Raw genomic sequence first — 20,648 nt, 5'->3', positions numbered from 1 at the left:
TCACGAGATGGCGGGCGAGGCCCTTGCTCGCCCTTCATTACAAGAGAACAGGAGTTCGTCATGAAGATCAACCCAACCCTTCGCCGCGCCTCTGGCCTTGCCGTCATCGGCAGTGCATTGTTTATTGGTCAGGCTCACGCTCAGACAATCCCGGAATCCACCGAGTGCATCGCGCCAGCCAAGCCCGGCGGTGGCTACGACCTGACGTGCCGACTGGCTGCCAATGGCCTGCAGGATACCGGCCTGATCAGCAAGCCAATGATGGTCAGCTACATGCCCGGTGGCATTGGCGCGGTAGCTTATAACCATGTCAACGGTGTACGCACCGATGACCCTGGCCTGATCGTTGCCGCCAGCACCGGTGCCGCCGTCAACCTGGCGCTGGGCAAGTTTGGCCAGTACGACGCTGATGAGGTTCGCTGGTTGGGCGCGCTCGGCGTCGACTATGGCGCTATCGTCGTCAGTGCCGATGCGCCTTGGGAAAACCTCGATGAGCTGATGGCCGACCTCAAGGACAACCCGGGCGAGATCGCCTTCGGCGCTGGTGGAACGGTTGGTAGCCAGGACTGGATGAAGGCGGCATTGATCGCCAAGTCCGGGGACATGTCGCCAAGAGACCTTCGTTACGTGGCCTTCGAGGGTGGCGGCGAGGCCCTGGCAGCATTGCTCGGCGACCATATCCAGGTCTTCACCGGCGATCTCTCCGAGCTCAAGTCACAGCTTGGGAGCGGCAAGATCCGCGTACTGGCGGCCCTCTCCGAAGAGCGCATGGACGGCCCCTACGCTGAAATCCCCACCGCGGCCGAGCAGGGCTACGACGTCCAGTGGCCGATCTGGCGCGGCTATTACATGGGTCCGGACGTCAGCGACGAAGCCTACCAGGCCTGGATCGAGCGCATGCAGGAACTGGCAGAAGACCCTGTCTTTGCCGAACTGCGTGAAGCGCGCGGTCTCTTCCCGATGTCACGCTTCGGTGACGACTTCGACAGCTACGTCAAAGAACAGGTTGGCGAATTCAAAGGGCTGGCCGAAGAAGTGGGTCTAACGCAATGAGAATCGCCGCCGACCGAGTACTGGGTATTGCCCTGATCGGTCTGGCGGCGTTTATCGCCGTCCAGGCCCTTCAGCTGGAAATACCTTTCAGCTATGAGCCCGTCGGCCCCAAGGCATTCCCTTTGGGGCTGTCGATTCTGCTGACCTTACTATCGCTGGCCATGATCCTCAGGCCCGGCGACAACGGCAGCTGGCCGCACAAGGCGCTGGCGCTCCGGTTGTTACTGGTGCTGGTGTTGCTGTTGGTCTATGCCGTCTTGTTCAGACAGTTGGGGTTCATCGTCTCATCGCTGCTGGTGGTAACCGCTCTAGCGCGACTGTTTGATGCGACCTGGGGTAAGGCACTGATCACCGGCGTTGTCATGTCGATTGTCGGCTATTTTCTGTTTACCGCCGCCCTCGGCATCAGTCTGCCTTCTGGCTACTTGTTCGCCAGCTTCATCTAAAGGATCGCTGAGATGTTCGATTTCCTGATCGACGGCTTCGGCGTCGCGCTGACGCCTCTCAACCTGGGCCTGGCCTTCCTTGGCGCGCTGCTCGGCACGCTCTTCGGGGCACTGCCGGGCATCGGGCCGATCAACGGCATAGCCATCCTGATGCCGTTGGCCTACACCCTTGGCTTGCCGGCGGAGTCATCGCTGATCCTGCTGGCCGCCGTCTACACTGGCGCCGAATACGGCGGGCGCATGTCGAGCATCCTGCTCAACGTGCCTGGTGATGCCGGCGCTGTCATGACCACCCTGGATGGCTACCCGCTGGCACAGAAAGGGCTCGCAGGCCCCGCTCTAGGCCTTTCGGCCGTCAGTTCATTCATTGGCGCGACCATTGCCATTATTGGCCTGACACTCTTTGCGCCGCTGCTGGCAGAAGTCGCGGTGATGTTCGGCCCAGCAGAATTTTTTGCGCTCATGATATTCGCGTTCTCCTCCATGTCGGTGATGATGGGCAAGGACCCGATCAAGACCGCCATTGGCGCGGTGCTCGGCGTGCTGATTGCCACCGTAGGCATCGACTCCGGCAGCGGCGTGTTGCGCTATACCTTCGGTTTGCCCGAGCTCTACGACGGCATCGACTTCGTGGTGATGATCATTGGGCTGTTTGCCATCAGTGAAATTCTGCTGATGCTCGAGCATGCCCACCGCTCGGAGGACGACGGCAAGCTCCCGCCGCTGGGCCGGGTCTTCGTCACCCTCAAGGAAGTACTTGCATGTAAAGGTGCTATCGGCCGTTCGGGGTTGCTAGGTTTTATCATTGGCGTGCTGCCCGGCACCGGTGCGTCGGTGGCCGGCGCGGTCTCCTACACCACCGAGAAGCGCCTTTCCGACAAGGAAGGCACCTTTGGCAAGGGCGATATGCGCGGTTTGGCAGCGCCAGAGTCGGCCAATAACGCGGCTGCAGTTGGCTCCTTCGTGCCCATGCTGACGCTAGGCATTCCCGGTTCTGGCACCACGGCCGTCCTACTCGGCGCGCTGATGCTCTACAACATCACCCCAGGGCCGATGATGTTCACCGAGCGCCCGGAAGTGGCCGGTGGCCTGATCGCCTCGCTGTACATCGGTAACGTTGTACTGCTGGCGCTCAACCTGCCGCTGGCTGGCGTATTTGCTCGCGTGCTGACCATTCCGCGCTGGGTCCTGGTGCCCGCCATTGCCATCCTGGCCTTCGTTGGTGTCTATCAGTTGCACTCCGACCTGTTTGCCATCTACCTGATGCTGGTCATCGGCGTGTTCGGTTACCTGCTGCGCAAGCTGGGGTTCTCCCTGGCCCCCGTGATTCTTGGCTACGTGCTGGGTGGTTTGATGGAGCAAAACCTGCGCCGCGCGCTGTCGATCAGCGGGGGCGATGTCGGCATCCTCTGGCAGTCGGGTATTTCACTGGGGCTGTGGATAGCCGCTGCCTTACTGCTGGTGCTGCCATGGCTGGTACCGAAGCTACTGGCCGGCAACGCGCCTCGGGAGGACGTGGAGGACAGCTGAGCCAACTTTCGACCCTCTCTCCCCTGGCCCCGGCCCCCAAGGTGGGACCGGGGCGTTTGATCGGAGGAATCACGACTTGCGCGATGCGATGGAACGCTCCTTGGTGGGCCTGGGCCGCTTCCTGCCCACCCTGGCGCTGGGACTCGGAGGCGGAGGCCTCGCCTATGCGCTGCACTTGCCCCTGCCCTGGCTGCTGGGTGCCATGCTGGCGACCACCGTGGCGAGCCTCGCCGGCGCCCGGCTGCGCTCGCCGGGACGGGGCCGCCAGGGCGTGCTGGTGGTGATCGGCGTGATGCTCGGCGCGGCCTTCACCCCGGAGATGACCGGCGGCCTCACGCTGTGGGGCGCCAGCCTGAGCATGATGCTGCTGGCCACCGCGGTGATGATGGCTTTCTCGGTGTGGTTCTCGCGGCGGATCGCCGGCCACTCACTGGACACCGCCCTCTATGCCGGGGTGCCCGGGGGCGTCTCGGCGGTCACCGGCATGGCGCTGGACTCGAACGCCGACCTGCGGGTGGTGGGCATGACCCATGCGGTGCGAATCCTGGTGCTGCTGGTGGCCATTCCGCCGGTGCTGCAGGCCATCGGCCACGTCGACCTGGGCAGCGCCATGACGGACCCGGCCCAGTGGCTGTGGCTGCCTGGCCCGGCAGATGCCGCCTGGCTGGCCGGTGCCGGCGTGCTGGGCGCCTGGCTGGGACACCTCGTGCGCCTGCCCAATGCGATGTTGTTCGGCCCGGCGCTGGCCTCGGCGGCACTGCACCTCACCGGCGTCACCCACGCCGCGGTGCCGCCGACGTTGCTGGCCCTTGCCCAGGTGATCATCGGCGTCTCGGTGGGTGTGCGCTTCACGGGGACCTCGCTGGCCCAGGTGGGCCATACCCTGGTGATGGCCGCGCTGCAGGCGCTGGGCCTGCTGGCGATCGCCATCCTCGCCGCTTGGGGTATCCACGCTGGGGCGGGGGTGTCATTGCCGGCGGCGCTGCTCGCCTACATGCCGGGCGGGGCGCCCGAGCTGAGCCTGGTCGCGCTCTCACTGGGCATCGACCCGGCCTTCGTCACCGCGCACCACCTGCTTCGCATCACGGTGCTGATCCTGCTGATGCCGGTGCTGCTGGGCGCTTGCCGGCGCCTGAGCGCCTGACGCGACCGGCACCAGGAACCAGGCAGGGCCGGTTCCATGCTAGGCTGGGCGGCGTACCGGCCGGAGACCTTGCCACCATGCCCCCCAACGCCAGCGGCACCACCGTCGCCCCCCCTGCCCTCTCCGTCAGCGAGCTCAACCGTCGCGCTCGCCAGGCGCTGGAGCAGGATGTCGGCGAGGTGTGGGTGGAGGGCGAGCTCTCCGGCGTGTCGCGGCCGAGCTCGGGGCACATCTACTTCACCCTCAAGGACGACCGGGCTCAGCTGCGCTGCGCCCTGTTCCGCACCCGGGCGCGCTTCGTGGCTACCCCCCTGCACGACGGCGACCGGGTCAAGGTGCGTGGCCAGGTGTCGCTGTTCGAGCCACGCGGCGACTATCAGTTGCTCGTCGAGGCGGTGCAGGCGGCAGGCGAAGGCGAACTGCTGGCGGCCTTCGAGCGCCTCAAGGCCCGGCTCGCCGACGAGGGCGTCTTCGCCAACGCACGTCCCCTGCCCTATCCACCGCGCCACCTGCTGGTGCTCACCTCGCCCACCGGCGCAGCGATCCGCGACGTGCTGGCGGTGCTCGCAGCGCGCTGGCCGCTGGTGCAGGTGACGCTGATCCCGGTGCCGGTGCAGGGGCGCGAGGCCGCCCCAGCGCTGATCTCGGCGCTTGGCCTGCTCAACCGCCAGCAGGCGCTGGACCCGGCCCGCGACGCCATCCTGATCACCCGGGGTGGCGGCAGCCTGGAGGATCTCTGGGCCTTCAACGACGAGCACCTGGTTCGAGCGATCTTCCACTCGCGGCTGCCGGTGATGTCGGCGGTTGGCCATGAGGTAGACGTCACCCTGGCCGACTTCGCCGCCGACCTGCGCGCCCCCACCCCTTCGGCCGCCGCCGAGCAGTTGGTACCCGATCGCCGCGAGCGGCTCCACCGCCTCGAGAGATTGGCCGAGCGGCTCACCCGTGCCCAGCGCGCCCGCCTGGAGACCGAGGCCCAACGCCTGGACCACCTACGAGCCCGGCTGCGTCATCCAGGCGAGGTGCTGGACGCGCGCCGTCAGCAACTGACCGAGTTGGAGGGACGCCTGCGGCGGGCCATGCAGGCCAGGCTCGCCGGTGAACGGCGCCGAGAGCAACACCTGCGCCAGCGCCTTGCGCTGCGCTCGCCGGGCCGGCTGGTGGAGCAGGCCGAACAGCGGCTCACGCGAGCCCGCGGACGGCTCCATCAGGCCATGCCGCGAGAGCTGGCCCGCCATCGCGAGCGGCTGGGCGGACTGGTTCGTGAGCTGCAGGCCGTTAGCCCGCTGGCGGTACTAGGACGCGGCTATGCGATTCTCGAGGACGAGCATGGCCAGGTCGTGCGCCGGGCGGCAGATACCGCCCCCGGCCAAGCGCTCGAGGCACGGCTGGGCGAGGGACGGCTCGCCCTGCGAGTGCTGGACCGCAGGGAGGAATGAACCAGGCGCAGGTGCGACGGCCTGCCCCCGGACTAACCCTCCCTGAGCATTGCTGCCTCAACATATAACTTACGGTTTTAAGAAATAAGAAGACGGTGCCAGGCCGTTGTCGGGAGAACCGGCAGGCCCGACAATGGAGGCATCTTCAAATTTCACTGCCTGCATGGCGGAACGCGTGCCGGCAGGTTCGTCCACCCGAAAGAATGGGAGTTGCACCATGTCACTGCGCATCAATGACGTCGTACCCGACTTCGAGGCCGATACCAGCCAGGGCCCGATCCGCTTCCACGAGTGGATCGGCGACAGCTGGACGATCCTGTTTTCCCACCCCAAGGACTTCACCCCGGTCTGCACCACCGAGTTCAGCGCCGTGGCCAAGCTCAACGAGGCGTGGAAGAAGCGCGACACCAAGGTGATCGGCGTTTCGGTGGACGGCGTCGAGGACCATAAGAAGTGGATCAACGACATCTCCAGCTATGCCAGCTGCGAGGTCGGTTTCCCGATCATCGCCGACGAGGACCTCAAGGTCGCCAAGCTGTTCGACATGCTGCCGGCCGAGGCTTATCTGCCGGACGGTCGCACCCCGGCCGACAGCGCCACCGTGCGGACGGTGTTCATCATCGGCCCGGACAAGAAGCTCAAGCTCTCCATGACCTACCCGATGAACGTGGGCCGCAACTTCGCCGAGGTGCTGCGCGCCCTGGATGCCCTGCAAACCGCCAACGGCAAGGGCGTGGCCACGCCGGCCGACTGGAACGTCGGTGAGGACGTGATCATCCCGCCGACGGTCTCCAACGAGGATGCCAAGGCAAAGTTCGGCGAATATGAGACCGTCTTCCCCTACCTGCGCCGGACCAAGCTGCCCAAATAAGGCGTAAGGTTCGCGTTACGCACTGACGACCCCCTGCCTCGGCAGGGGGTCTCGCGTTGTGTGCCGGAGAATGCGTGCCGGAGACTAGTGGTGCTCGGCCTGGCGCGTGGCCGGCTTGAAGGCGCTGGGCTCCAACTCATGGCGGGCCAGCAGCTTGTAGAAATCGGTGCGGTTGCGACCGGCGATGCGCGCCGCCTGGGTGACGTTGCCCTCGGTGATCTTGAGCACCTTGACCAGATAACGGCGCTCGAAGGCGGCCCGGGCGTCGTTGAAGGTGGGCAGGGCGTTGTCCTCGGCGGCCAGGGCCTGGGCCACTAGCCCCTCCGGGATCATCGGCGAGGTGGTCAGGGCCACGCACTGCTCCACCACGTTGACCAGCTGGCGCACGTTGCCGGGCCAGGCCGAGGTGGCCAGCAGGTTGAGCGCCTCCGGCGAGAAGCCCTTAACGAAGGGCTTGTGCCGGGCGGCGGCCTGGGCGACCAGGTGCTTGGCCAGCAGTGGCACGTCCTCGGCGCGATCCTTGAGCGGTGGCAGCTTGAGGTTCACCACGTTGAGGCGGTAGTAGAGGTCCTCGCGGAACTCGCCCTCGTGCATGGCACGGTCCAGATCGCGATGAGTGGCCGAGATGATACGCACGTCGATGGGGATAGAGGTGGTGGAGCCGAGCGGACGGATCTGGCGCTCCTGCAGGGCGCGCAGCAGCTTGACCTGCAGCGTCAGCGGCATGTCGCCGATCTCGTCGAGGAACAGGGTGCCGCCGTCGGCCGCCTGGAAGAGGCCGCGGTGCTCGTTCACCGCCCCGGTGAAGGCACCCCGGGCGTGGCCGAACAGCTCGCTCTCCAGCAACTGCTCGGGCAGCGCACCGCAGTTGATCGCCACGAAGGGCTTGTCGGCCCGCGGGCTGGCCTGGTGGATGGCGCTGGCCAGCAGTTCCTTGCCCGACCCCGAGGCGCCGGTAATCAGCACACTGACATCCGCGGCGGCCACCATGCGGGCCTGCTCGAGGATACGCTCCATCTCCGGGCTGCGGGTAATGATCGCCTCGCGCCAGTGGTCATCGCCCTGGGTGCCGGCGCCGGAGGTCTGGGCCAGGGCGTCATCGATGGCGGAGAAGAGCTCGTCGCGATCCACCGGCTTGGTGAGGAAGCCGAACACCCCCTGTCGGGTGGCGCTAACGGCATCGGGGATCGAGCCGTGGGCGGTGAGGAGGATCACCGGCAGGCCCGGCATCCGGCGCTGGAGTTCCTGGAACAGCGCCAGGCCGTCCATCTCGTCCATACGCAGGTCCGACAGCACCAGGTCGGGGTGTGCGGCTTCCAGCCGCTTGAGCGCCTCGCGGCCGCTCTCCGCGGTGGTGACACGATAACCGCGGCTCTCGAGCCGCATGCCCAGCAGTTTCAACAGGCTGACGTCGTCATCCACGAGCAGGATGTGTGCGCCGTGTTCACCGGCGTTGGGCAGGCGTCCGGTCTGCTTCATGTCGTCTCTCCCGGTTCATTCATTCTGCTGTCGCAGGTTGATGCTCTGTTCGATGGCGGTGAGCTGCTCGAGCTTCTCGGCCAGGGCCTCGAGCTCCTCGGTGAGGGCCGCGTTCTCCTCCACGGCGGCCTCACGCTCGATGCGGCTCTCGGCCAGCTGGCCGGCCCGGCGGCGACGCCCCTCCAGTTCGTTGAGCCAATAGCGCACCAGCGGCTGCAGGTCGGCAGGTGCCGCATGCAGATCGGCCTTGTAGAGCTCCGAGGCAAGGTTCCACTGCAGCCGGTTTCCCCAGGCGAGCAACACGGCCCGCGCCAGGCGACGTTCGTTACTCTCGCCTTCGAGGCGCGTGAGGGTGGCCTCCCGCCAAGCTTGATCGCCACGCTGGGAGGCGAGGCCGAAGGCCACCCAGTCGTGGAGCAGGCAAGACTCGTTGTCGAAATCGGGCAGCTCGGCTTGGCACAGCGACGAGCCATTGGAAGGGCTCTGCTGGGAGGACGGGCCAGAGGGCAACTGCAGCTGCTCGGGCAGATACTGACAGCCGGCCAGCAAGGCCGTGGCAAGGCACATGAGCCAAGGGCGCGCGGTCATGGGGTGTCATTCCTCGAGTGATCGCCCGCCGTGGCGAGCGTCGGGTGGTCGTGCTCGTGATCAAGGTCTTGCTCGGGTGCCGGCGCCCGCCGCGGCAGGGTCAGGCGAAAGCACACCGCCAGCCGGGCGTCGTCGACGAGTTCCAGACTGCCGTGCTGAAGCCGGGCACAGTCGGCGGCCACCGAGAGGCCGATGCCAGAGCCCTTGAGCGGCCCCTTGCGGCGTCCACGGCCCTGGAAGAAGGCCTCGAAGAGCCGGGCGCTGTCCTCCTCGGCGATCGGCTCACCGCTATTGGCCACCTCGATGACCAGCCGGTCGTGCAGCGGACGAGCACGAATCTCCAGCACGCCGCCGTCCTCACCATAAGCGACGGCATTGGAGATCAGGTTGTCAAGAATTCGTACCGTGGCGGTGCGGTCTAGCTCCCAGGCCAGAGGGCCATCGAAGCAGCTGACCCGCATCTGCTTGCTGTCCAGGGCCAGGCGGTGCTTGGCCAGCACCTCCTTGGCCACGGTGGCGACATCCTGCCGCTCGATGTCCAACTGGCGGTTGTGCTGGAGCAGGTTGTAGTCGAGCAGCTGCTCGATCAGTTGCTGCAGTTCGCGACCGCTGGTATCGATCAGCTCGAGGATCTCGCGCTGGCGTGGCGTGACCTCGCCGGCCACGCCGTCGGCGAGCAGCGACGAGCCCTCGCGCACGCTGGCCAGCGGTGTCTTGAGCTCGTGGGACATGTGGCGCAGGAACTGCTGTTTCTGGGCCTCCAGCTCGTCGAGCCGCGAGGCCAGCCAGTCCAGCCGCTCGTCCAGGGCGACCAGCTCCGCCGGGCCCTTGAAGGAGCGCGACGTCTGTCGCGTGTCGCCGCCCGCGCTGCCGATCCCCAGGATGCGCCGTTCGAGCTGGCGAATCGGGTGAATGATCAGGCGAGTGAACAACAGCATCAGCACCAGGCTCGCCGAGACCAATGCCGCGGTCTGCCACCACAGGCGGACCTGCACGGCTTCGGCTCGGGCACGGATACCCTCGATGCGCTCGTCGATGCGCCGGTTGGTGGCGCGGCGCATCGCCTCGGTGTGCTGGGCAAAGGTCAGGAATTCGACGAGCCGGGCGGTGAACGCCTCCATCGGCAGCTCGGGCAACTCGGCGAGGCGGTCGAGCTGCGCCTCCAGCGCCGCCACGTCAGGATCATCGGGCAAAAGCTGGCGCTGCTGGGCCAGCAGATCACCAAACTCCTCGAGGCGCTGGTCGAAGATCTCCAGCAGGCTCTCCTGCTCGACCACGGCATACTGGCGAGCAGCGCGCTCCATCTCCAGCGCCAGGGCACCCAGCGAACGGGCACGCCGGGTCTCTTCCACGGCCTGGCGGGCACTGTCATCGGCCAGGCGTGACAGCTCGGAGATGGCCTGGCCGGCCTGGATCATCAGCACGGCCAGCGGCAGCATCACCACCAGGAAGGCCAGCAGCACCAGCTGCAACAGCGAGCGCGGCCGCCAGCGACGCGTAACGGCAGAGGTCATGGATAGCGTTCTTTGCAGAAGGGTAACGGTAACCACCATCGTCCATTTCCAAGGATACCAGAGTTCTGCCGAACGCCCCGTGGCCAATCGGCACCCAGCATAAGGTCCGCAAGTAAAAAAAAGGCCGGCAGAGCCGGCCCAATACGCAGGGAACTGAAGGGTCTGGACAATCGCTCAATCGACGGCCTGGTCCGTCCATCTCCCGAATGTCCATGGGCCGGAAGGCCCCGAAGCCATGAGGCGCCATCTGCCACCAGGGGCTGGTCATCCTCATGCGGGTGGCGAGCCATCGCGTGGTGCGCCGCCCTGCTCCGTTCCTGGCACCACCGCCTCGACCGAGGCCGACGGCGATGCTGCACGATTCGATCCCCTGGTGGGGGAGAGGCATCCATGCCAGGGCATCCTTGCCCTCTCGATACCGATCCTTGCCTGACGGCGGTACCGTCTCATCGCAGCCTGAAAATCACACATCGCTTGGAGCAAATACGTGCTCGCTCTGACTACTGCCAATGACGTGCCAAAAATCGCATTACACCATATAGATCATATTCTTATAGAATCAATAAGGCGACATGGACCGGAATAAGCCCGCGAAAAGACGCTGAGGGAGAGAATCAGGGCGATATTTCGTCGCCACGTGGCGACGCCATTCGGAAATCCTGGAAGGATTACTTTATTTTCAACCCATTACACAGTCTCCGGATGACGACGCCAGAAAACCCGGCGACGCCTCCAGGCGACAGCGCGCCTTTTAGGCGAGGGTCTTAACCAGGATCTTGGACTTGCGCGCGTGGCTGTAGGTGTCGCGACGCAGCGGCGGCAGGGTCTCGATGTCGGCCAGGCGGAAGCCGTGCTCGAAGAACCAGTGGGTGGTGTGGGTGGTCAGGGCGAACAACGCCGAGAGTTCCAGCCGGCGGGCCCGGCGCTCGATCTCGGCGAGCAGCAGTTCCCCGCGTGCCCCTCCACGATAGTCGTCATGGACCGCGACGCAGGCCAGCTCTCCCATCGTGGCTTCGCCGAAGGTATGCAGGGCAGCGCAGCCGATGATCATGCCGTCACGCTCGATCACCAGGTAGTCGTCGATCTCGTACTCCAGCCGCTCCCGGGAGCGCGGCACCAGCATGCCTCGCTGCTCCAGCGGCTCGAGCAGCTCGAGCAGGCCGCCGATGTCGCCGAGCTCCGCCGCTCTCAGCTGCTCATAGCGATGCTCGGTGATCATGGTACCCACGCCGTCGCGGGTGAACAGTTCGCCGAGCAGGGCGTCGTGGTCGTGCCAGGAAAGCAGATGGGTGCGGGCCACGCCATGCCGTGCGGCGACACAGGCCGCGCCGAGGTGCCGGGCCAGCTCGCTGTAGGGGTCGGCCTGCTGAAGCAGCGGCTCGGCCTCGCCCGGGGTCAGCTGTCGCTGCAGCTGGCCGCTGCGGTCGAACAACCCGCTGGCCTCGCCGAGCAGGATCAGCTTGTCGGCACCGAGCGCCGTAGCGGCATGACGGGCCACCTCGGCGGCGTCCAGGTCGAAGACTTCGCCGGTACTCGAGAAGCCCAGCGGCGGCAACGCCACCAGCGAACCGCGGTCGAGCAAGCCTTCGATAGCCTCTGCCCGCACCCGACGCACCTCGCCGCTGTGGTCGAAGTCGATGCCTTCACGCACGCCCAGCGGCTTGGCCATCACCAGGTTGCCGGAGACCACGGTCATCTCGATGCCGTGCAGCGGCGTGTTGGGCAGCCCCGGCGAGAGCCGCGCTTCCAACCACAGCCGCTGCTCGGCAGCGATACGCTCGACCCGGGTCATGATCGCCTCGTCGGCCACCCAGCGCCCCTGATGATAACGAGGCACGATGCCCGCCTCGTCCAGGGCCTGCTGCACCTGGGGGCGAATGCCGAACACCACCACCAGCCGCACGCCCAGGGTATGCAGCAGCGCCAGGTCCTGGATCAGTTGCTCCCCTCGCCCGCTGGCCATGGCCTCGCCCTCGATCAGGATCACGAAGGTGCGCCCGCGGTGGGCATTGATATAGGGCGAGGAATTGCGGAACCAGTCCACGAAGGGGAAACGAGTATCCAAGGCCGCACTCCGGCAGCAGGTGAACGAAGGGGAGTCGAGCGTCACTATATCAGAGCGACGAAAACGGCGGCACCACTGCCGTGGCACCGCCGTTTCGGACGTCGGGCAGGAAGTTACCCCTGCCCTGCTCGTCGCTGACGTTTAGCCGAACATGCCCTTGAACGTGAAGAAGAACAGGATCGCGAGAGCGGCGCCAGCCGGCAGGGTGATCAGCCACGACATGGCGATGGTGCCGATGACTCGCAGGTTGAGCGCTGCCATGCCGCGGGCCAGGCCGACGCCCAATACCGCCCCGACGAGCGTATGCGTGGTGGAGATCGGCAGGCCGGTGCCCGAGGCCAGCACCACGGTCACCGCAGCGGCCAGGGTGGCGGCGAAACCACGGCTCGGGGTGAGCTCGGTGATGCCGGTGCCCACGGTGGCAATCACCTTGTGGCCGTAGGTAACCAGGCCGACGACGATACCGCCGCCGCCCAGTACCAGCACCCACCAGGGCACCAGGGCCGCTCCCTCGATCTCGCCACCGGTCTGCACCACGCTGATCACCGCCGCCAGCGGCCCCACGGCGTTGGCCACGTCGTTGGAGCCGTGGGCAAAGGCCATGGCACAGGCGGTGAAGATCATCAGCACGCCGAAGACGCGCTCTACGCCGGAGAAGCCGAACTGGTCGGACTGTCGGCTCGAGGCCTTGACGCGACGCTCCATGGCCACGCCGAGCCCCGCGACCAACAGGCCGGCGAGGATCGATAACAGCAGGCTGGCACCGAAACCGACATCCAGGCCAACATGCTTGAGGCCCTTGGTGAGGGTCACCATGGTCACCGCAAAGCCGACCAGGAAGACGTACATGGGCACGTAGCGCTTGGCCGCGCTGAAGGGGTCGTGGGCCTCGAATATCAGGTGCTGAACCGACTTGAACAGGGTGAAGGCGATGGTACCGGCCAGTAGCGGCGAGACCACCCAACTGGCGGCGATGGTGCCCACACTTGGCCAATCCACGGCGCCCGCGCCAAGGCCCGCCACTGCGAAGCCGACGATGGCACCGACGATGGAGTGGGTGGTGGAGACGGGCCATCCCTTCATGGAGGCGATCAGCAGCCAGGTCGCCGCCGCCAACAGCGCCGCGAGCATGCCGTAGACCAGCAATTGAGGGTCATCCTGCAGCAACTCGGGGTCGATGATGCCCTTGCGGATGGTGTTGGTGACCTCGCCACCGGCCAGCCAGGCACCGAGGAATTCGAAGATCACGGCGATGATGATCGCCTGCTTGATGGTGATCGCCCGTGAGCCCACCGAGGTGCCCATGGCATTGGCCACGTCGTTGGCCCCCACGCCCCAGGCCATGAAGAAGCCGAAGAGACAGGCGAGGATGATGAAGATCTCACCGTGCTGCGCAATGATCGACATAGGGAGGGTTCCCTTGTAGCGGTCGGAAGAAGGTCAATAAATCGCGGCCCCGGGATCGCCGGGGCCGCTTTGTTCAGTTGGCCGTCATGATCTGCAGGCGGCTGCCGACGCGCTCGGCGCGGTCGGAGAGCTCGCCCACCCAGTCGATGATCTTGTAGAGGAACATCACGTCTACCGGGGGCAGGCGATCCTCCAGCTCGAACAGCCGGCGGCGGATGGCCACCTGCTGGCCGTCCGCCTGCTGTTCGAGTACATGCAGCTCGCGAATCAGCTTCTGCATGACGTCGGAGACGTTGCGGCCGAAGCCGGACTCGAGCAGGTCCTTGAGCTCCTCCAGGGCATGGCGTGCCTGGGCCACGCAGGCCACCGAGGTGCGCATGTAGTCGCGCATCGGCTGGGCCAGCTCCTGGGGCATCTGCATCTTGCGACCGAGCATGATGCCGGTGATGTCGCGCACCTTGTTGGCAATCTTGTCCTGGACGCTGATCAGGTCGAGCAGGTCGGAGCGCGACACCGGCAGGAACATGGTATTGGGCAGATTGAGACGCAGGTCGGTCTTGAGCTCGTCGGCCTCGTGCTCGAGGCGTGTGATGGTCTCGCGATGCTGGGCGGCGGTGTCCCAGTCACCGACGAGGGAGGCCTCGAAGAAGGGCAGCAGCTCGTCGGCGCACTCGTTGGCCTTGACGATATGGGCCAGCAGCGGATGGAATGGCGAGCGACCGAACATCGCGGAGAAGGGATTGGATGTCACCATAGAGCATCTGTGAACCTGGAAAATGGCGGCGTCAGTATAGTGACTGACACCGTCACCGTCATGAAAAAATCATCCATTGTTCATCAAAACGAGGTGGCGCGCCGATGGCAGACGAGATCGAGCTCAAACTGGCCCTGGGAGCCGAGGCGCCCGAGGCGCTGCGCCACCATCCTCGCCTGGCCAGCCTGGCCCCGACGCTCACACGCCTGGGCAATACCTACTATGACACCCCCGAGGGCGACCTGGAGGGGGCGAGAATGGCGCTGCGCCTGCGCCGGGCCGGCGACCGCCTGCTGCAGACTCTCAAGACCCGCGGCCAGGGCGGTGGCGGCCTTTCGACCCGCGGCGAGTGGGAGTGGGAGGTACCGGGCCCGGGGCTCGACCTCGCGGGGCTGGCCGCCCTGCCCCCCATGACCGATCATGACCCGAGTCTGCTCGAGAGACTGGTACCGCGCTTCGCCACCGATTTCGTGCGTGAGGCCTGGTGGCTGGAGGAGGATGGTGTGACCCTCGAGCTGGCCCTGGACCTGGGCGAGATTCGCGCAGGCGGGCAGGCAGTGGCGGTCCGCGAGTTGGAGCTGGAGCTCAAGGCGGGCGAGCCGGCCCGCCTCTGGGCCCTCGCCGACGACCTGGCCGAGACGATCGCCTTGCGACCCTCGGACACCAGCAAGGCGGCCCGCGGCGGGGCACTGCTCGGCAGTGGCTGGACACTGCCTGGGGGCAACGGCCCCGCGGCCTGGCTGCATCGTGCCACTGTGGCACTGGATGCCCTGGCCGATACCGGCAAGGAGACCTGGCGCGGTGAAGCGCGCCGGGCCTTCCAGCACCTGGCCGAAACGGGCGATGATGCCCTCGATGACAAGGCACTGCACGACGACGCCCGGGCCCTCGCCGAGGCCCTGGGCACCGAGACCTGGCTGACTCCGGCCTTCGGCCGCCGAATGCTGCGACTGGCCCGCCGGCTACCCGGAGGCGTCGATCTGGCCTGACAGGCCTCGGCCACCACAAGGACGAACCCCCGTGAACCACACCCACAAGCCCGCCGGCAAGGGCCTGCGCACCCGGCTCTTCCAGATCATCTTCGAGTCCGATACGCCGCTGGCCAAGGGCTTCGATATTGCCCTGATCGTCGCCATCCTGGGCAGTGTGCTGGTGATCATGCTCGACAGCGTGCCCGCCTACCATGCTGAATACGGCAGCCTTTTCTACTGGATAGAATGGGGCTTCACCATCGCCTTCACCATCGAACTGTTCGTGCGCCTCTACTGCCTCGAGAAGCCATGGCTCTACCTGCGCAGCTTCTACGGTATCGTCGACGTGGTCGCCATCCTGCCCACCTGGCTCACTCTGGTGATCCCCGGAGGCCAGTCGCTGGTCGTGATTCGCCTGCTGCGCACCCTGCGCATCTTCCGGGTGCTGCGTCTGATGCAGTTTGTCGGCGAATCGCGCCTGCTGCTCGATGCCCTACAGCGCAGCCTCCATCAGATATTCCTGTTCTTCTTCGGCATCTTTATCCTGGTGACCATTTTCGCCTCGGTGATGTATCTCATCGAGCCCGCCGAGGCCGGCTTCACCAGTATCCCCATGGCAATCTACTGGGCCATTGTCAGCCTGACCACCGTGGGCTACGGCGACATCGTGCCGGTGACCCCGCTCGGCCAGGCCATCACGGTCATGCTGATGCTGACCGGTTACTCGATCATCGCCGTGCCCACCGGTGTCTTCTCCGCCCAGGTGATCCGTGCTATCCGCGAGGAGCGCTACTCGGATGAAGCCTGCCCCGGCTGCGGCCACGACCGTCATGAGAAGAATGCCAAGTACTGTCTCATCTGCGGCACCTGGCTGGATGAAACCCATCCGGACCCCAAACTTGCGGAGACAGACAAAGAAGGGCAGGAGTAAGGATAGGGCAACAGAACGCCCCCGGGATTGGCGGGAACACCTCACCGCTGGGGGAGAGTTTTTACGGACTTTTTATTATCTCCCATGGTTTCATCACCCCCGATGACATCAGCCAGGGAGAATCAGGGCCGTGTCGAAGCCCCATGTCGTGACTCGCCGCCTCACTGTCCATGCGCTCCGCTGGGCACCGGTCCTGAAGGTCATGTCGGTGCTATGGCTGATCCTGGCCATCTTCATGGCCATCCCCTGGTTGGTCCTGATCATCGAGAACGAGCCCGATGCCATGGCATTCGGCCTTTCGATTCTCATAGTCCTGAGCACAGTGGCGCTGATCTGGCTACTCACCCACCAAACTCCCCTTGAGCTCAAGACACGGCAGATGTTCGTGCTTACTACCCTGAGCTGGGTCTCCATCAGCGGCTTCGCCAGCCTGCCGCTGGTACTCGGCGCACCCCAGTTGTCCTTCACCAATGCGGTATTCGAGTCGGTATCGGCCATCACCACGACCGGATCCACCGTGCTGAGTGGTATCGACCAACTCTCCGACGGCCTCAAGCTCTGGCGAGGCATCATGCAGTGGCTTGGCGGCATCGGCATCATCGTCATGGGCATCGCCATCCTGCCGTTCCTGAAGGTCGGCGGTATGCGGCTGTTCCATACCGAATCTTCCGACTGGTCCGACAAGGTCATGCCTCGGACCGGCGGCATTGCCAAGGCAACGCTCGGTATCTACTGCGGCTTTACGTTCACGGCGATGTTTGCCTATTGGCTAGGTGGTATGGCCCCGCTCGATGCTGTGGTGCATGCCATGACGTCAGTCGCCACGGGAGGCTTCGCCAACTCCGATGCCTCCTTCGGAGCTTATGCCGACTCTCCTCGTATCCTGTGGCTGGCCAGTCTCTTCATGCTCTGCGGCGCCCTGCCCTTCGTGCTCTATATCCGCGTGTTACGGGGAACGCGTATGGCTATGTGGCGGGACCAACAGGTGCAAGGGTTGCTGCTTCTGCTGGCGGTGGTAATCCTGGTCCTGACCGCATGGCGGATCTGGCAAGACACCCCACCCTTCGAAGCCCTGACCCATGTCGCCTTCAACGTCATCTCGGTCGTCACCACCACCGGCTATGCCTCCGACGACTACAGCACCTGGGGCTCACTGGCTTTTGTGGCCTTTTTCTACCTGACCTTCGTCGGCGGCTGCAGTGGTTCTACGAGCGGTGGCATGAAGATTTTCCGCTTCCAGGTGGCAGCGACCCTTCTGCGCAACCAGTTGCGCTTCCTGATTCATACGAGCGGCATCTTTACCTCGCGCTACAACAACCAGCCGCTCACCGAGGACATTACTCGAGGGGTTGTGGCCTTCTCGTTCTTCTTTTTCCTGACCATCGCGGGCCTGGCACTGGCTCTTGCCTTGATGGGGGTAGACTTCATCACGGCTCTCTCCGGCGCGGCCACGGCCGTAGCCAACGTCGGTCCGGGGCTTGGGGATACTATCGGCCCCGCCGGCAATTTCTTCGCGCTGCCCGATGCCGCCAAGTGGCTGCTGTGTATCGGCATGCTGATGGGGCGGTTGGAGATCCTGACGGTGCTGATTCTCATGACCCCAATGTTCTGGCGGCAATAGGCGACAATGCAAAAGGCTCTTGAAGAAACCATGCAGGATCATGAAGCGCACACGGCCAGTCAATCGAGCCATTCCGCACCCATTCGGCTGCTGGTAGCGCTGAGCGGTGGAGCAGAAGATGCCGCTCTGGTGCGTGCCGCCCATCGCCTGGCGTCTGGTCACGGTGAACACTGGTGTGCGGCCTATGTCGAGAGCGACAGAGAAGACCCACAGAGACGGCTGATGCTGGAGCGCGATTTTGCCCAGGTGCAACGCCTGGGTGGGGATGTTCGAGTGGTTTCGGGACAGGATCGTGCCCGGGAGCTTTTGGCGCTGGCTGGTGAACTAAAGGTCGCCACGCTGTTGGTCGGCCATGGGCGCCCATCGGGTTGGCGAGTCTGGCGCCGTCCCCTGGCGGAGCGGCTGGCCCGCCTGGGAGGACCCTTCGACCTCGTGGTGGCTGCCGAAGCACGCCAGCGGCCGCGCTTTCGTCCTCGCCCGCGTCAACGTCTCTGGCATTGGCGTGATACGGGGATAGCCGTGAGCGCGACCCTGGCGGCGCTGGCTCTTTCGGCAGGCCTGAAGTCCTGGCTGGCGCTGGGCAATCTATCCCTGCTGTTTCTCGGCGCAGTTCTGGTCAGTGCCGCCCTGGCGGGAACTCGAGCCGCCATGCTGGCCGCCGTGCTGGGGTTCGTCAGTTTCAATTTTTTCCTGACCGAGCCGCGCTACTCGCTGGTCATGGTGGAAGACGATCAACTGGTCACCGTGGTGGTCTACCTGCTGGTCGCCGTGGTGGTAGGGCAACTGGCAGGAAGTGCCCGGAAGCGCCTGCTCGCCCTACGTGCGAGCCGCGAACAGACCTACCAGCTGCTCACCTTCTCCCGTGAACTGGCGGTGGCGACGGACCGGGAACGGGTCGGTGAAGTGGGCGTGGCAACACTGATGCGCTGGCTCGGCTGTCCAGTGGTGATGCTGGATGCCACCGATGAGAAGGGGGATGTGGCACTGCTGCATAGCGCGCCGGCGGAACAACGCCTCGACGCCGAGGCCAGGACCGCCGTGACGTGGACCCGCCTTCACCGCCGCCCCAGCGGCAAGGGAACCGGACAGCCATTGGATACCGACTGGCAGGTCATTCCACTGGTCGAACAAGAACGACTGGTGGCGCTGATATGTCTTGCCTTGGGCAAACGGGAGCACCCACCCTCGCCGGACGAGGAGGGTCGCATCGATGCCATGCTGCGCATGCTGACGGTGGCGCTGGAGCGTACCCGACTGGTCGCCGACCTGGAGACATCGCGGCTTTCCGAGGAGAACGAGCGTCTGCGTTCGGCGCTGCTGTCATCGGTCTCCCACGATCTGAGAACCCCCCTGGCCTCGATCATCGGTTCTGCCAGCACCCTGCGCGACCTGGCCGATCAGCTAAACGAAGCTGACCGGACCGAGCTGCTCGACGGCATCTTGAGTGAAAGTGAGCGCCTGGACCGTTACATCCAGAACTTGCTGGATATGACGCGACTCGGACAGGGCGGCCTCAAGCTGGAGCGCGACTGGATTTCGCTGGAGGATCTGGTGGCCAGCGCCCTCCGGCGCCTGGGGCCCGTCCTGCAGGGGCTCTGCGTACAGCGCGATTGGCCGGAGGACCTGCCGCTGTTGCACGTTCATCCAGCGCTTATCGAGCAGGCACTGGTCAACGTCATCGAGAATGCGGCGCGCTTCTCATCGTCAGGCGGGTTGCTGCGCCTCGAGGCCGGAGTCGAGTCGGGCCAGCTATGGCTCGCAGTGATCGACCGAGGCCCAGGCATCGAGCCTCATATGCGCGAGCGGGTCTTCGACATGTTCTATACCGGCGGCGAAGGCGATCGTGGCCGCCATGGCAGTGGACTGGGTCTGGCCATCTGTCGCGGCATGCTCGGCGCCCATGCCGGCACCATCGTTGCCGAGCCTGGCCAGGATGGAATCGGCACGCGCATCGTGATGCGCCTGCCGCTGCCCGACGCCACCGAGGATTCTCGTCGTCATGTCGACTGAACCCCAGCGTATCCTGGTCATCGACGACGAACCGCAGATTCGTCGCTTCCTGCGCATCAGCCTGGTTTCTCAGGGCTTCGTGGTCTACGAGGCGGCGAGTGGCCACGAGGGGCTGGAGCTGGCCCTGAAGGAGATACCCAGTCTCGTCCTGTTGGACCTGGGCCTACCCGACATGGACGGCCAGTCGGTGCTCGACCGTCTGCGCGCACGCAGCCAGGTACCCATCGTCGTGGTCTCGGTGCGCGGCCAGGAGGCTGAAAAGGTCAGGGCGCTGGACCATGGTGCCAATGATTACATGACCAAGCCTTTCGGCATCCGGGAGCTTCTGGCGCGCATCCGGGCTCTGCTGCGACTTCGCGAGGCTCCCCAAGGCTCCCCGGAAGACCAGCGCTACCGCAACAATGGGCTGGTGATCGACCCCAGTGAACGACGGGTCTGTCGTGACGGCATGCCCGTTCACCTGACACCCAAGGAGTACGCCGTGCTCGAGCGCTTGTGCCGCCACAGCGGCCGGGTCGTCACCCAGACACAGTTATTGCGCGAAGTGTGGGGCCCGAGCCACGCTGAGGATACCCACTACCTGCGCATCGTGATCAGCAAGTTGCGCCAGAAGCTCGGTGACGATTCCGGTGCTCAATCACTGCTGCAGACCGAGGCCGGGATCGGTTACCGCTTGATGATCGAGCCTGAAAACGCCGACGATCCTGCTGAAAAGAAGGAGAACCTTCCGTGAAGATCATCATTCTCGGCGCCGGCCAGGTCGGCGGCACCTTGGCCGAGCACCTGGCCCGGGAGGAGAACGACATCACGGTGGTGGACACCGAC

18 protein-coding genes are annotated in these 20,648 nt (G+C 65.3%); 12 read left to right on the top strand and 6 right to left on the bottom strand.

Annotated features, from left to right (window positions below; genetic code table 11):
- Positions 1–60: 60 nt before the first annotated feature.
- From BMY30_RS07025 to BMY30_RS07000, 6 genes are all read left to right on the top strand, one after another.
- On the top strand, positions 61–1,053 hold the full coding sequence (locus BMY30_RS07025) for a Bug family tripartite tricarboxylate transporter substrate binding protein (RefSeq protein WP_089712002.1): 993 nt from the start codon (positions 61–63) through the stop codon (positions 1,051–1,053).
- On the top strand, positions 1,050–1,499 hold the full coding sequence (locus tag BMY30_RS07020; RefSeq protein WP_089712001.1) for a tripartite tricarboxylate transporter TctB family protein: 450 nt from the start codon (positions 1,050–1,052) through the stop codon (positions 1,497–1,499). Before BMY30_RS07025 ends, BMY30_RS07020 begins: the two co-directional genes overlap by 4 nt.
- A gap of 12 nt (positions 1,500–1,511) precedes the next feature.
- Entirely contained in the window at positions 1,512–3,029 is a 1,518-nt protein-coding gene (locus tag BMY30_RS07015) for a tripartite tricarboxylate transporter permease (RefSeq protein WP_089711999.1), read from the top strand.
- A gap of 76 nt (positions 3,030–3,105) precedes the next feature.
- Positions 3,106–4,173 carry an AbrB family transcriptional regulator gene (locus BMY30_RS07010; protein WP_244516143.1) on the top strand — a complete coding sequence of 356 codons (1,068 nt, stop codon included), beginning with the start codon at positions 3,106–3,108 and terminating at the stop codon, positions 4,171–4,173.
- A 77-nt stretch (positions 4,174–4,250) separates the two neighbouring features.
- Positions 4,251–5,612 carry an exodeoxyribonuclease VII large subunit gene (gene xseA, locus BMY30_RS07005; RefSeq protein ID WP_089711997.1) on the top strand — a complete coding sequence of 454 codons (1,362 nt, stop codon included), beginning with the start codon at positions 4,251–4,253 and terminating at the stop codon, positions 5,610–5,612.
- 217 nt (positions 5,613–5,829) lie between these two features.
- Entirely contained in the window at positions 5,830–6,483 is a 654-nt protein-coding gene (locus BMY30_RS07000) for a peroxiredoxin (RefSeq protein ID WP_089711995.1), read from the top strand.
- An 84-nt stretch (positions 6,484–6,567) separates the two neighbouring features.
- Here BMY30_RS07000 and glrR read toward each other — a convergent pair whose 3' ends face one another.
- The 6 genes from glrR to BMY30_RS06970 form a co-directional block, all read right to left on the bottom strand.
- Complete coding sequence (glrR, locus tag BMY30_RS06995; RefSeq protein WP_089711992.1) at positions 6,568–7,962, bottom strand: two-component system response regulator GlrR; 1,395 nt, start codon at positions 7,960–7,962, stop codon at positions 6,568–6,570.
- Between the two features lie 15 nt (positions 7,963–7,977).
- A complete protein-coding gene (locus BMY30_RS06990; protein ID WP_089711990.1) occupies positions 7,978–8,550 on the bottom strand; it encodes a hypothetical protein in 573 nt (190 codons plus the stop codon).
- Positions 8,547–10,064, bottom strand: a complete 1,518-nt coding sequence (locus BMY30_RS06985; RefSeq protein ID WP_089711988.1) for a sensor histidine kinase — start codon at positions 10,062–10,064, stop codon at positions 8,547–8,549. The genes BMY30_RS06990 and BMY30_RS06985 overlap by 4 nt, the downstream gene beginning before the upstream one ends.
- Before the next feature lie 751 nt (positions 10,065–10,815).
- Positions 10,816–12,129: an amino-acid N-acetyltransferase gene (gene argA / locus BMY30_RS06980; protein WP_089711987.1), complete on the bottom strand. Its 1,314-nt coding sequence runs from the start codon at positions 12,127–12,129 to the stop codon at positions 10,816–10,818.
- Positions 12,130–12,270: 141 nt separating this feature from the next.
- Positions 12,271–13,536, bottom strand: coding sequence for an inorganic phosphate transporter (locus BMY30_RS06975; RefSeq protein WP_089711985.1), 1,266 nt, complete (start codon positions 13,534–13,536; stop codon positions 12,271–12,273).
- 73 nt (positions 13,537–13,609) lie between these two features.
- Positions 13,610–14,290 (bottom strand): TIGR00153 family protein, encoded by a 681-nt coding sequence (locus tag BMY30_RS06970; RefSeq protein ID WP_089711982.1) that lies wholly within the window; start codon positions 14,288–14,290, stop codon positions 13,610–13,612.
- 104 nt (positions 14,291–14,394) lie between these two features.
- Between BMY30_RS06970 and BMY30_RS06965 the strand changes: the two genes are divergently transcribed.
- From BMY30_RS06965 to BMY30_RS06940, 6 genes are all read left to right on the top strand, one after another.
- Positions 14,395–15,279 carry a CYTH domain-containing protein gene (locus tag BMY30_RS06965; RefSeq protein ID WP_089711980.1) on the top strand — a complete coding sequence of 295 codons (885 nt, stop codon included), beginning with the start codon at positions 14,395–14,397 and terminating at the stop codon, positions 15,277–15,279.
- Positions 15,280–15,310: 31 nt separating this feature from the next.
- On the top strand, positions 15,311–16,192 hold the full coding sequence (locus BMY30_RS06960) for an ion transporter (protein ID WP_089711978.1): 882 nt from the start codon (positions 15,311–15,313) through the stop codon (positions 16,190–16,192).
- Positions 16,193–16,394: 202 nt separating this feature from the next.
- Positions 16,395–17,813 (top strand): Trk system potassium transporter TrkI, encoded by a 1,419-nt coding sequence (gene trkI, locus BMY30_RS06955; RefSeq protein WP_089712296.1) that lies wholly within the window; start codon positions 16,395–16,397, stop codon positions 17,811–17,813.
- A 30-nt stretch (positions 17,814–17,843) separates the two neighbouring features.
- Complete coding sequence (locus tag BMY30_RS06950; protein ID WP_170840093.1) at positions 17,844–19,823, top strand: DUF4118 domain-containing protein; 1,980 nt, start codon at positions 17,844–17,846, stop codon at positions 19,821–19,823.
- Complete coding sequence (locus tag BMY30_RS06945) at positions 19,813–20,556, top strand: response regulator transcription factor (RefSeq protein WP_089711974.1); 744 nt, start codon at positions 19,813–19,815, stop codon at positions 20,554–20,556. Before BMY30_RS06950 ends, BMY30_RS06945 begins: the two co-directional genes overlap by 11 nt.
- Positions 20,553–20,648: NAD-binding protein (locus BMY30_RS06940; protein ID WP_139195489.1), on the top strand; the 96-nt coding region annotated here is incomplete at its 3' end. The genes BMY30_RS06945 and BMY30_RS06940, both read left to right, overlap by 4 nt.

The sequence above is a fragment of the Halomonas daqiaonensis genome, from assembly GCF_900109725.1.
In the GTDB taxonomy this organism is placed as follows: domain Bacteria; phylum Pseudomonadota; class Gammaproteobacteria; order Pseudomonadales; family Halomonadaceae; genus Halomonas; species Halomonas daqiaonensis.
This window is presented reverse-complemented; position numbering and strand designations above follow the sequence as displayed.